This is a genomic window from Longimonas sp., assembly GCF_046498435.1.
In the GTDB taxonomy this organism is placed as follows: domain Bacteria; phylum Bacteroidota; class Rhodothermia; order Rhodothermales; family Salinibacteraceae; genus Longimonas.
The window spans coordinates 1-13,762 of the sequence record NZ_JAWOAR010000184.1 but is presented as its reverse complement, the minus strand read 5'-3'; the positions used below and the strand labels follow the sequence as shown (position 1 = coordinate 13,762).

Genomic DNA, 13,762 nt, shown 5'->3' with positions numbered 1-13,762 from the left:
GATGCGTCGGACTGTGGATTGGAACGATCCGGTCCGCATCCCCCCAGCAAAAGAACACTCAAACCGAACAGCAGGTACAGGAGCCATGATTTCATAGTGCGGGGTCGATTGGAGCAAGGCGCTGACCCGGTACGCACCTGCATTCTCCTATGGAAGTTTCATGCTATGGCAGATACACCTGTGCTGCGCGTTGATCATGTAACGCAGCAGTTTGACAGCGGATCGAAAACGTTGACCGTGCTCGACGATGTGTCGTTCGAGATTGAGGAGGGCACCTCGTGTGCCATTGTCGGCCCCTCGGGCAGCGGGAAGACTACGCTCCTGGGCCTGTGCGCGGGCCTGGATCGTCCGACCGAGGGTACGGTGGAGCTTTGCGGCATCGACCTGGGACCACTCGACGAAGACGAGCGCGCGGAGGTCCGCAATCAGCACGTGGGCTTTGTCTTTCAGACGTTTCGCCTGCTGCCTACCCTCACGGCGGTCGAGAACGTGATGGTGCCTGCGGAATTGCGCGGTACCTCTGGGGCGCGTCCGCGAGCGCTCGACCTGCTGGAGCGCGTGGGGCTGGCCGAGCGCAGCGATCACTATCCGGCGCAGCTTTCGGGCGGCGAGCAGCAGCGAGTGGCGCTGGCGCGGGCGTTCATCAACACGCCCAGTATTCTGTTTGCGGATGAGCCCACGGGCAACCTGGATGAGGAGACCGCCGCAACCATTGAGGACTTGCTCTTCGACCTGAACGCGACCTCGGGCACCACGCTTGTGCTGGTGACCCACGACTTGGAGCTGGCCGCCCGTACGGCGCGCCCGCTGCGCCTGCAACGCGGGCAGATTGTGGAAGCGGAGGCGATGGCGGCGGGGTGATGCGGCGGATCGGCTTCGTAAGCTGCTCACTTCTTATGCAACGATCTACTCGGCTTCCGGGCACACGGGTTGGCCCTGAGCCGCCACTGTGCGGCGCTGAGATGCTTCACTGCGTTCAGCATGACTGTGGAGGGAGGCAGCGTTTCGTAAGCCAAGTTCGTAAGCCAAGCATGTGCCCAACACTATGAATCATCCTGATGCCGCCTCCGCAATCACCGGCAGGAAGTCGTCGGCATAGCGTTTGAGCTTGACGTCGCCCACGCCGTGCAGCTGGGCAAAGTCGCGGTGGGTGGCGGGGCGCTTGCGCACCATGGCGATGAGGGTACGGTCGGGGAAGACGACGTACGGCGGCACGCTTTGCGCTTTGGCGAGCTCGGTGCGCTTGCTGCGTAGCGCCTCGAAAAGCGACCGGGCTGCCGGTGTGTCGGGCAGGTCGGGGGCCGATGACGATGTACCGCCCGATGCAGATGACCCATTGGAGCTGGTTCGTTTGGTGTCTTTGCGTAGCTCCACGGTGGCATCCCCTTGCAGCACGGGCTCGCACGCCGGGGTGAGCTTCAGCGCGCCGTATCTGCTTACATCAACACGCAAGAGGCGCGCGGCTACCAACTGGCGGATGACCGACTTCCAGCCTTGCTTGTTAAGTTCGTCGCCGATGTTGTAGGTCGAGAGCTGGTCGTGACCGTGGCGGCGAATCTTGTCGGTGGAGCGCCCGCGCAGCACATCGGTGATGTGCCCGGCGCCGAAGCGCTGCCCGGTGCGTGCAATACACGAGAGCACCTTCTGGGCGGCCACGGTGCCGTCCCACGTATCGACCGGGTGCAAGCAGGTATCGCAGTTGCCGCAGGGCTCGGGCGCCTCCTCGCCAAAATAGCGCAAGAGCACCTGGCGGCGGCAGTCGGTGGTTTCGCAGTAGCCAAAGAGCGCATTCAGCTTGTGGCGCTGCGCCCAGGTGTGGGCATCGCTGGCATCGCTGCGGTCTAAGAACTGGTGGAGGCGTACGATATCGCCGTAGCGATACGTCATCCACGCATCGGCAGGGCGCCCGTCGCGTCCGGCACGGCCCGTTTCCTGGTAGTAAGCCTCCAACGTAGACGGCGGGTCGAGATGCGCCACGAACCGCACGTCGGGTTTGTCGATGCCCATGCCAAAAGCAACGGTGGCCACCACGACGAGGCCGTCGTCTTGCAGAAATCGCTGCTGATGGTCGCTGCGCATCGCATCCGACAGCCCCGCATGGTAGGGCACCGCGCGGATGCCGTGCTCGCCCAGCCACTCCGCCGTCTTCTCCACCTTCTTGCGCGTGCGGCAGTACACGATGCCCGCCTCGCCTGCGTGGCGCTCTTCGATGAAACGCCGCAGTTGGCGCTTGGGACGGTCTTTCCGGGTGACTGTGTACTGGATGTTGGGCCGGTCGAACCCGGTAACGAAGAGCGCGTCGTTGCTCAAGTGCAGGCGCTCTACGAGGTCGGCCTGGGTGTCGGTGTCGGCAGTGGCGGTAGCACCGATGAGGGGCACGTTGGGGAAGCGCGTACGCAGGTCCGTCAGTTCCAGGTAGTCGGGGCGAAAGTCGTGGCCCCACTGCGACATGCAGTGCACCTCGTCGATGGCAAAGAGCGCGATGGGGGCGTGGTCGAGGAGGCGGGCGAAGGACGCAGACGTGACGCGCTCGGGTGCCACGTAGAGCAGGTTGATCGTGTTCTGGCGGAGGCGCTGACGGAGGCGCTGGCGTTCAGCGTGGGGCTGTCCGGCATGCAGACAGGCCGCCTCAACACCGACCTGTTGAAGCGCGGCTACCTGATCTTGCATCAACGCGACCAGGGGCGATATGACAATGCCTACGCCTTCACGAATGAGCGCGGGAATCTGGTAGCAGAGCGACTTGCCGCCGCCGGTGGGCATGACAACCAATGCGCTATGGCCTGCAACCAGCCGGTCGATAATTGGCTCTTGAGCAGGGCGAAACGTATCGTATCCGAATACAGAACGTAACACCTGCACAGGCGGGGTGCCCGTCCACGCCGATGAAGCCACAGACATATCGAACAAGGGGTGCGTTGGGAAAGCAGATCGTATCTGCTGGAACGGGGGGGATGCCGGGTCGGGTTTCAATGGCTGCAATGCGGTCTTGAGCCGACGGGCTGCGCAACGATACAGGGCTACCTGGCGTGGATACGGAGCGATAGTGTCCAAAACCGCCAATGGCCGGAACTGCCCGAGATTTGCGCATGCCTCACCAGCCCCTTCTCCGAAGAGCCTGCAAAGCCTCGTGGCCTTTGTGATCTTTTTTGTACGATTGTTGCATGTAATGAGGCTGACACCTTCTTTGAGCGTGTATAGTTATTGTGCCAATGCGTGTGCTACGGTAGCACGTTCCACTGTATTTCTTATCCAACTGACGGAAGTTCATGCCCATCAAACTGCAAGTTGAGCGTGAAGGCGACGAAGGAAAAGACCCAGCCGATTATCTGTTCGAGCAAGAGCGGATTCGGCTGGGGCGCGCCAGCGACAACGACCTAACGCTTCCCGATCAGGAGATCAGCCAGCATCATGCAGAGGTGGTGCACGAACGAGGCGAGTACAAGCTGCGTGACCTGGGGAGCAAAAACCACACGTTTGTGCATGGACATAAGCTGACCGAGGACGAAACGTACACGCTGAAAAGTGGGGATGTCTTCGTGATGGGCGGCTTTCATATCGAGTTCGTGCCGCTCTTTATGCCGTCATCGGAACAGACTGCGCTGGCTGATGAGGATACGCCGTCGAATCCGTTTGAGCGTCACGCACGCGAGCTCAAGCAAGCGCTGAAGGGCATGGTGGAAACATACACGTATGCGCCTGCCGACATGCGCGACGACGAACTGAAGCGCATGCTCGACGAGGTGCTAAACACCCGCTCAAGCGGCACCAAGCTCGGCGAGCACGAAGCGGTGCGTCAGTTGGTGAATCAGATGCAGAGCGATCCAGAAGGCAGAGATAAGAAGACAGATTCGCCGGGGGCTACGACCAATGCTTCGGGCGCACTCCCCGAGCACGTTGATGCAGTGATTGATGTGCTCGTAGAGGCGGTGGCACGAATGACAAGTATTCCCCGCAAGTTCTGGCGCGAATTTAGCGGCAACACGGTGGTGCATCCGCCGCGGCAGTCGTTTCTGCGTACCGCCAACCTTGATGACTTGCGCGCCCACCTGCTCGACGACGGCGTATCGGCCCAAACGAGAAACGAGCGCCTGTCGCATCTCAAAGAAGCCGTTGACACCCTGGTATGGCATGAGGTTTCGCTTCTAAATGGGTACAAAGCGGCCGTTGACCATGGCAGTAACGAACTGCTAAAGAAGCTAAGTCCCGAGGGCCTCACCGAAGAATCGGACGATGGCGGCTTCTTTACGATGTTCGGGGGAGGCGGAAACGTGAATCGAGCGGCAATACGAGATCTGTATAACCAGTGGAAAGAGCTTCGTAAGCAGGCACCCAGCGCACTCGAGAAGGAAGTCTACCGCCCAGCCTTTACCGAAGCGTATCTGGAGCGCATGGCCGATTCGTGGGGCGTGGAGAAAGACGAAATTGTAACTGAGCGCTCGGATTCATGATAGCGGACTGTATGGTAACGCCTTCCCACTTCGTTGTACGAGCAGATGCTGTAGCACCGCCCCCCTATGAAGGATGATGCCGTTGGACAAGTTGTAGATGGATACCGCATCCAGAGCGTGTTGGGACGCGGTGGCATGGGGGTAGTCTACAAAGCCGAAGATGTAGCGCTCTCGCGTCCGGTAGCTATTAAGCGCGTCAATCCGTCGCAAGCAAATCGCGACATGTTTCTGCACCGCTTTCGGGCCGAGGCGCGGGCCTTAGCACGCATTGACAGTCCGCACATCGTAAGCGTGTATGCCCTGCGCGAAACGGACCTGGGGCTGCTCATTGTGATGGAGTATGTCGATGGCGGAACGCTCGACGACCGCCTCAACGACGGGCCCCTTGCCATTGAGGAAGCGCTGCCGCTGTTCAAGCAGATGCTTCAGGCGTTTGGCGATGCCCACAAGGCGGGGGTCATTCACCGCGACATCAAACCGCAGAACATCATGCTGACGGAAGACAGTATGGTGAAGGTGACGGACTTTGGCATCGCCAAGATGCGGAAGCAGGACACGGGGAAAACGGTAACGCAGGGCGGGCAGGGCGGCACGCTCAAGTACATGTCGCCCGAGCAGATCTCGGATATTGAGGCAGTCGATGATACCAGCGATATCTATGCGCTGGGCATGGTGGTGTACCAGATGCTGGTGGGTACGCTGCCGTTCGACGATACCGAAACCGACTTCGACATCATGCGCAAGGTGGTAGAGGGCAATCTACCTCCACCTACCGACTACCGGGCCGATCTGCCTGATCTGCTGGTCGAACTCATTACCACAGCCACTGCAAAACAACAAGCCGACCGCTATCAGAGCACCGACGAAATGATGGCGGTCATTGAGACGTTTGAGGAAGAGGCTGAAGTAGATCCCAAAGGGACCCCGCCTCCACAACAGTCCACCGGGGCCGCCGAGTTACCGTCTATCGACGTTGACGACATGCCTGATGCCGCGCCAGCGGACGAGACGGTACTGGCAACCCCGAATGATGATGACCCAACCGCCACAGCGCCCACTGTAGGCGGCGAAACGGTGCTTGCCTCCTCAACGCCAACAGTCGATGCAGAGGCTGCCCGCCCCAATGACGATGAAACCGGTCACGAAGACGACGGAGTACCGCTTGCACGTTCGCCTGTCATGTGGGCCGCGGCTGCCGTGGTTCTCCTCATAGGCATTGGCAGCATATGGTGGCTGGGAGGCAGCACTCCCGACACCGCACGCGTGGTTGTAACAACCGACCCCGATGCTGCTACCGTGTACATTGATGGCGACTCGGTCGGCGTCACCCCGCTCGACAACTACCCACTTGCGGCGGGCCCGATACAGATGCGCGTCGTCAAGGAGGGATACATGCCCATCGACACGACACTAAGCGTATCGGCAGGAGACACCGAGACGCTCAGCGACCTGGACCTGACCGAGGGGCAGGTGCCACTCCGCGTAGAGACGGAGCCGTCTGATGCACGTGTGTTTGTAGATGAAGAGGCGGTGGGGACAACGCCACTCGATAGCACGGTGCAGATCGCCACAGGCGAGCGGATGGTGCGTATCGAAAAAGAGGGGTACGTGCCTATCGATACCATGCTTACTGCCGATACCGAAGACGACCCGCTCCAGCTTTCGGCATCACTCACCGAAGAGGCTCCCCTGGCATCCAACACGGAATCGCCTCAGGAGGCGCCCGCATCGTCGCAAGAGAACACGGAAGGTGCAGAGACAACTACGTCCAGTTCGCAGTCTAATACCACAGCCACACTTCAGGTGCAAGCGCAGCCCAGCGGCACCGTAACGGTAGGAAATCAGTCTTCATCGAATCAGGGGCGGTTTGACGTGGAGGCGGGAACGCAACAGGTTGAGTGCACCCATCCCGAATATGGAAGCGTACGTACCACCGTAGATCTGCAGGCAGGCCAGACCGAAGAGATGCAGTGTTACTTTCAGCATCCCGTGAATGTAAACAGCGAACCGTGGGGCAGCGTGTGGCTTAACAGCGAGCGCACCGGCCGTACCACCCCTCTTGAAGAGCCCCTGTACCTGGATCCGGGCACACATGAGATTCAGGTACGCGTTGATCGGCAAGACCGAATCCTAAGCGGGGGCGCAGTACGCATCATGCGGGGCGACACCGAAGAACGCGATCGGTTTACCGGATACACGTATTCCTTGACGGTAGAGCCTTCATTTGAACCGGTTGAATACGCAATTACATTTACAGATTAAAAACGGTAGCCAGCTGCTTAGGGCTTTGCCAACGATAATTCAGTAGTCGTTATCCCTAAAAGGATTGAGTTATTAAGCAAGGAGTAGATTACTTCGTGCGTACCACAGGCATGACCTTCGGCCCTCGCTTCGCTCGGCTCCGGATCAGCTCCCGACAGCCGTCGGGATTGTCCGGGGGGACTCTCTGAGGATGCGTTGTGCTATACATATGATCGCTGTTGAACATGCAGAAATGCTTGTTTATGCCCCCACACCGTCATCCCAGACGGAGCGGAGCGACGATCTGGGATCCATGCCCCAATGGAGGGATACGTTAGCGGGGTGAGTTCGCCCTCAAACGGCGAATGGATCCCGGATCAGCGGCGCCAGGGGCGCCTTGCCTGTCCTGAACTCGATTCAGGATCTGGATGACGGGCGTTGGGGGGCTGTGCGACTTCTGAACCTATAGCACAACCCGTTCTGAGGCACTTGCAACTAACAGCTACTATAATTCTACTTGTCGAGCCGAGATGTGAGGGGTACAGTGCCATCCCGAATAGCGTCCGCTGAACGAACGTCTTGCTGAACAGAGTGAAGCATCTCAGGTCACGCGCGCAGAGATCCTGCTTTAGGGATGTGCGATGGAGCGCTCTGGCGAGAGGCGCGCTTCTAATCCTGAACGGTCGGCGTTCGGAACTTTCCACCTGGTGGTGCCACAATGACCCAAGACGAGAGGGTTCTTATAGTGCAGACAAAAGAGTGTAGCGAAAAGACGCATGGCGAACGATCGCTGGGCGATGCGGGCATGAGCCACTGCGAGACACCGTGCAAGAGAACTATAGATGATGGCAACGAGGCGAATGTCCGGATAGGGCAGCCTGGTGCGCTTGGATGAATGCCCATGGTTGGGAAAGAACACACCCTGTGTCCCTCTTGCGCATCTCAAGCACACAGGTATGGTGTACATATAAAAGCGCCACAAGCACACGTATTATTGCACTTATGGGTTTGTTTTCTTTTCTTTAGACTGTCGCGTACCTGGTGCGACGGCGGTTTTGCGTTCGTAACCTGTTCTTTAACGAAAGAGGTGTAAGCCATGCAACACACAACCGATACTCCCCACTCGTCTCGTTTGCTCGCCGGGCTGGGGCTGCTCGTAGGAGGCATCGCCCTGCTTATCTGTATGGCCGCTCCTGTGGCTGCGCAAAACGCAACGATGGAGGAGGCCAAAGATGAGTACATGTTTGCAAACTATGACCAAGCCATCGATCTCTTTTCTGAGGTTGCCCATTCCTCGGAGTACGACTCAGAGACGCGCATTGAGGCGTTTCGGTATCTGGGGCGCTCCTACATTGCCAAAGATGAGGACCAGGCCGCCCGTGAGGCGATGAATGAGTTGATTCGCCTGGAGCCGCCTATTGTTGAGTTGGATGCCGACGATGAACCGCCGCCCCTCATCGAACTCTACTACGAGGCCCGGCGCGATGCACAAGACGGCGAATATCAGGTTGAGCAGGAAGACCCAGGCCTGCAAACCCTTGCCATTATGGACTTTACCAACAACTCGGTGGATCAACGCGAGCGCTTCGACGGGCTAACCAAGGGGCTGCCTTCGATGATGATCAACTCGATTAATAATGGGGTTGACCTGAAGGTGATTGAACGCGAGCGCATCCAATGGCTGCTCGATGAACTGGAGCTGCAACGCCAAGAAGACGTGGTCGACCAGTCAACAGCGGTGCGTACCGGCGAGCTGTTGGGGGCCAACGCTGTTGTGTTTGGAAGCTACATTATTCTGAACGACCAGATGCGCATCAGTGCGCGGGTGGTGAAAGTAGAAACCGGCGAGGTGCTGCTCGGCGAAGAGGTCACAGGCGAAGCGGAAAACTTCTTCGAACTGATCGAAGAGCTGAGCCAGAATATCACCCGTGCGGTGAACGTTGAAACCGAAGAAACGCAACTCGGCAACGAGGAAACCAACTCGCTGGATGCGATGATGGCCTATTCTGACGGGCTGGAGCACATGGAGCAGGGCGACTACCGAGCGGCTTTCGAGAAGTTTATGGAGGCAACCGATCACGATGACTCGTTTGCACGTGCCGAACGCAAAGCCGAGAGCCTGCGCCCCATGCTGGCCCTGAGTGGTGAGATCGACGCCACCAACGCCTCCTCCAATTCCACGAACTAAGCCTCGGTGTGGCCTATGCCAATAGCGGTACGAGTGCCAAACGCGCTACAAACAGCAACAGCAACCCTCTTTGGAGTTGTCTTGGCGGCAGGACTTGTCGTCATGGCAGCCGGATGTGGGTCGTCGGAGCTCTCGTTTAGCGAAGACCCTGCCGACTACACGGACGAGGTCGCAACGCTTAAGCAGCGCCTCGACGAGGACCCCTCGGATGGGAAGGCGTTACGCAACCTGGGGCGCATCTACATGCAGACCGGACGCGAGAATCAGGCCTACGATAGACTGAAACGCGCCTACTCGCATCTTCCCGATGACCCTGAAACGCTCTTCTATCTGGGCATGGCAAGCGAAAGTGTGGGGCGCGAAAATGCGGCGCTGGAGCTGTTCAGCCAGTACGACCAAGTGCCCGAATCGTCGCGGTACCGCCAGCTCATGGAGGGCCGCTACGAATGGCTCGTGCGTGAGCGTGCACAAAAAGATATCCGGGAAATGATGACACGCGAGGCCGACATTGCCGACCAGCAGGTGTCTCCCCGCATCCTGGCGGTGCTGCCCTTGAACTACCAGGGCGTGTCTGAAGAGTACGAGCCGCTGGGACGGGGCCTGGCCGAAATGCTCATTACCGACCTCGCTAACGTGAGCGACCTGCGCGTAGTTGAGCGCGTTCGGCTGCAAGCCATTCTGAATGAACTGGAGTTCGGGCAGTCGGAGTACGTGAACCAGCGCTCTGCGCCCCGTGTAGGGCGGCTGCTCGGAGCAGGGCGCTTGGCCGGGGGCTCCTACCGCGTTACACAGGCCGAAGACATTCGCATGGACATGACGGTCGTGGAGCTCGACAGCGAAACCTCGCCCGATGTGCCTACGCAGACTGGCAATCTGGCTGACCTGTTCGCACTTCAGAAAGACCTGGTGCTGGCACTGATCGATGCGCTCGACGTGTCGCTCACCAGCCAAGAGCGCGCCGCCATTGCTCCTGTTCCTACCGAAAGCCTCGATGCCTTTCTTGCGTTCAGCAACGGACTCCTGGAGGAAGACCAGGGCAACTTCGAGGCTGCCGTGCAACACTACCGCAAAGCCACCGACATTGACCCCGGCTTCGAGGCTGCTTCCCAACGGGCTATCAAGGCAGAGAGCCTGAGCGCAGCAGGCGGAGCCCCGCAAAAGGCGCTTTCTGCAGCGGCGGCTCCCACGCAAGCCGCCGCTCGGCTGCTACAACAGCGCTTAGGGCATATGGGGCGCGGATATCTTGGCATCAACGACCTCATGGACGGCGATCGCCGCACGCCCGTGGAGGACGTAGGGGGCGTCCCCGACACTGAACTTCCCCCGCCTCCCAATCCCCCAACACGACCGCAGCCCCGCTGATTGATTGCCAGTCTGGCAGACCCGCGCCTCGTGCTCTGGATTCTTTCTCCTCTGTGCCTATGTCTTGGTTGCTACACGCCCTTTCAACGCTGCCCTTCGCCCGGCCTGCTGCCTCCCCCCATCGGGGAGCAGGGTGGTTGCTGATGCTTGGTCTGGGGCTCTTCATGGCACTGCTCCCTCCCCTGACGCATGCCCAGGACAGCGACAACGCCATTTTCGTGCGCGCCGATGCCACTACCGATCCCGGCAATGAAGACATTGGCAACTCGTGGGAGAACGCGTATGCATCGCTTAGTCGTGCTCTGCAAGATGCAAGAAGTGGCGATGAGATCTGGCTCGCCCAGGGCACATACGTACCCACTGATGACCTCAGCGACCGCGACAGCTCGTTCGTCATTGCCACCGACATCAAAATCTTTGGGGGATTCGAAGGCGAGGAGGAAAACTTCGACGAGCGCCCCACCCCCGTAGACCCGTCTACAACCGTGCTAAGTGGCGACATTGACGGCGACGGCACCCTTGCTGGCAATAGCTACCATGTGGTCGTTCTTGATGGAGTAACGAACGATACCCGTCTCGAAGGACTGACGATAACAGGGGGCAACGCAAACGAAACAGGCAACGAAAATGGAGGCGGGGTGCAATGCCGCAACCTCTGCCTGCCACTTCTCGACAATGTAATCATCGAGGGGAGCTACGCCAGTCAAAATGGGGGCGGGGTGCATCTTTTGTCTGAAGGCGCCCAGGTTACGCCTACGCTTCGAAACGTCGTCATACGCGGAAACGAAGCCGGGCAGTCGGGGGGCGGGTTGCACTTGGAAGGTGGAGCTGTGGAAGCATTTGTAGAAATACGAGTCGCCAACACGGTACTTCAAGGAAACCGCGCCACGCAAGGAGGCGGACTTGCCCTGCAAGGCGTTTCTTCAGCAACGGTAGTCGGCGAGCTTTACAACACCACCATTCACGGAAACGAAGCCACTGATACAGGTGGAGGCGTCTACCATAGCATCGAGGCCGGCGGATTGTTCGTTACCAACAGCATCCTTGCAGGAAGCGAAGCCGGAAACGAGGGCAGTGAGGTGTTTCAAGATGGATCCGTAGCCGCCAGCTTTGAAGCATCACTGATTCAGGGCGCCTTCGAGGGCGGTTCCTGGGACACCGCGCTCGGAACCAATGAGGGCAGCAACATGGGCGGCAATCCCCTCTTTGCCGAAGCTACCAACCCCCAAAACACGCCCACAACCGAAGGGGATGTGCGCCTCAACTGGGCCTCCCCCGCAATCGACAACGGAGTGGAAAGCCTTATTCCATCTGATCCTTTGGAAGAAACTGCGCCGTTCTATGAGAACGATCTGGCGGGCAATGACCGTGTCTTAGGCAACGAACTGGACATGGGCGCGTACGAGGGCGGAATTACGCCGACCAATGCCACGCTCTTCGTTGATGCGTCGGCAAGCGACGATACCGGAGGCAGCGAGTGGGCCAATCCATATCGCACCTTACAGGGCGCTCTCCAGACCCTCCACAACGCTCGCGCCGCCGCTGCTGATGGTGCTGATGTAGGAAGTCTTGACGGCGAGGTCGCTGTCTGGGTGGCCGAAGGCACCTACACCCCCGACGATGGCCCCGGACTTCAGTCGGGCGATACGTCCATTCCACCCGAGATTGCAAGCTTCGTCATCCCCGACGGAACGCGCGTACTGGGCGGATTCAGCGGGGGCGAAACCGATGCCAGCCAGCGCAACCCCGACCCGGCTACCAACAACACAGTGCTTAGCGGTGAACTGGGCGCTGAGACAAACAGCAACGGGGTCGCTGTGCTCGATGCGCCCCTATCTGGTGCCATGGGAGCCGCCTTGCAGGGATTTACCATCTCTGATGGACAATTGCCTGACCTCGAAAATGAAATCCCCGGACCGTCACCCGAAGCACAGCAACAGGCAGAACAAACCAGCGGAACTGTGGCCCCATCGCCTCCGCGAGCAGCAGGACTTTATGTGCGCGGCGGGGCGTCCGAGTTAGGCGGACTGCGCATCGTCGATAACACCTCGGAAAGCACAAGCGGCAATACCGCTGCCGGACTCTACTGCGAAAATTGTAGCGCTGATTTCGAATCGGTCCGTGTCGAAAATAATACGAGTGCATTCGCCAACGGCGGCATGGCCGTCTTGGCTGATGGAGAGAGCATCACACTCACGCTGAAAGAAGTCACCTTCGCGTCAAACACTGCAACCGAGGCGGGCGGAGGGCTAAGCTTCGAGTCCCGCTCAGGCGGAACGCTCGATGCAACGCTGGCCAACCTGACGATCGAAGACAACGAAGCAGGCAGTACCGCCGCTGGCATGGCCGCGGGGGCGAGATCAACTGAATCCAGCACCACAGTTCGTGTTGCCAACGCGCTTCTAACCGGAAACCAGATTACAGGTACCGGAGCCTCCGAGCCTCCAGTAGAGGCTGAGGGGCTATTGGCCTTCGCAAATGAAGGGGGACAGGTCAATCTCGACCTTGCACACAGCACCTGGCGTGCCAGCGATGCAACGCGCTCACTCATTGGCAGCACCCTCAATACTGAATCGGCACTCACCATTGAAAACAGCATTATTGGGGGAAGCAACCCCCCGCTGCAGTCCGAGAATACGGAAGCAGAAGAGGCCATTACCATCAACAGCAGCCTCATCGAAAACGGGTGGACCGGTGCCGGATCCGACAATATCGACGCTTCCCCCCAGTTTACCGCCGACCACCGCGTAGAAGGCAACTCACCCGCCATCGATGCTGCCGATTCCAACCAACTCCCAACCGATGCGCTCGACCTGAACGACGATGGCGATACCAGCGAGCCGCTTCCCGTGGACCGAAGCGGATCAACTCGACTGCTGGCCAATGAAGTCGATATGGGAGCGTTTGAAGGGGGCGCAACACCGCTGGCCTTTACCGACGCAGCAACCGATGTAGGTCCCGACAGCACCACGCTCAACGCCACGGCCAACCCTTATAGTCAAGATCCGGTCGATTACACCTTCGTGGTGCAGGAAGCAGGGGCCAGCGAGCCGCTGCTTACCGTACCCGCTGACACGAGTCCGCTTACGGGCACCGACAACGTATCTATCACAGCCCCAACCAACGACCTCGACCCCGAAACGGAATACGAGTACTATGTCGAAGCAACGGGCACCAACGGTACAACGACAGGAGCCCTCGAAACATTTACCACCGAAGAAGCCCCCCCACCCGATGCAGGCAATGGCACGTTCGAAACGACGGCCGGCGTTGCACTCAACATCAATCTGGCAGACCTGGTAGATGGACGCGGGTTCGACATTGATGTAAGCTCCTTTTCAGTCGTAGACGGTCCAACAAATGGATCTGTCGACATCACAGATGGCGAAGCGACCTACACCCCCGACAGCGGCTATGTAGGTGCTGACAGCTTCACCTACGTGGTCGCCAATGTATTCGGCCTTGTTTCGGCGGAAGCACAAGTTTCGATTGATGTTACGGCTGATGGCCCAGTGGCGGG

At 59.2% G+C, this 13,762-nt stretch carries 7 protein-coding genes; 6 read left to right on the top strand and 1 reads right to left on the bottom strand.

The genetic code is table 11. The features are described from left to right. Window positions 1-165: 165 nt before the first annotated feature. On the top strand, window positions 166-861 hold the full coding sequence (locus tag R6U20_RS06890; RefSeq protein ID WP_410337122.1) for an ABC transporter ATP-binding protein: 696 nt from the start codon (window positions 166-168) through the stop codon (window positions 859-861). 189 nt (window positions 862-1,050) lie between these two features. Here the strand turns inward: R6U20_RS06890 and recQ are convergent, their stop codons facing one another. Continuing rightward, a complete protein-coding gene (gene recQ / locus R6U20_RS06885; RefSeq protein ID WP_410337121.1) occupies window positions 1,051-2,901 on the bottom strand; it encodes a DNA helicase RecQ in 1,851 nt (616 codons plus the stop codon). 368 nt (window positions 2,902-3,269) lie between these two features. Between recQ and R6U20_RS06880 the strand changes: the two genes are divergently transcribed. The 5 genes from R6U20_RS06880 to R6U20_RS06860 form a co-directional block, all read left to right on the top strand. Further along, a complete protein-coding gene (locus tag R6U20_RS06880; RefSeq protein ID WP_410337120.1) occupies window positions 3,270-4,451 on the top strand; it encodes an FHA domain-containing protein in 1,182 nt (393 codons plus the stop codon). 66 nt (window positions 4,452-4,517) lie between these two features. After that, window positions 4,518-6,713 (top strand): protein kinase domain-containing protein, encoded by a 2,196-nt coding sequence (locus R6U20_RS06875; RefSeq protein ID WP_410337119.1) that lies wholly within the window; start codon window positions 4,518-4,520, stop codon window positions 6,711-6,713. A gap of 1,075 nt (window positions 6,714-7,788) precedes the next feature. Next, window positions 7,789-8,880 (top strand): CsgG/HfaB family protein, encoded by a 1,092-nt coding sequence (locus R6U20_RS06870; RefSeq protein WP_410337118.1) that lies wholly within the window; start codon window positions 7,789-7,791, stop codon window positions 8,878-8,880. A 15-nt stretch (window positions 8,881-8,895) separates the two neighbouring features. Further along, entirely contained in the window at window positions 8,896-10,242 is a 1,347-nt protein-coding gene (locus R6U20_RS06865; protein WP_410337117.1) for a CsgG/HfaB family protein, read from the top strand. Window positions 10,243-10,301: 59 nt separating this feature from the next. Next, window positions 10,302-13,762: choice-of-anchor Q domain-containing protein (locus tag R6U20_RS06860; protein ID WP_410337116.1), on the top strand; the 3,461-nt coding region annotated here is incomplete at its 3' end.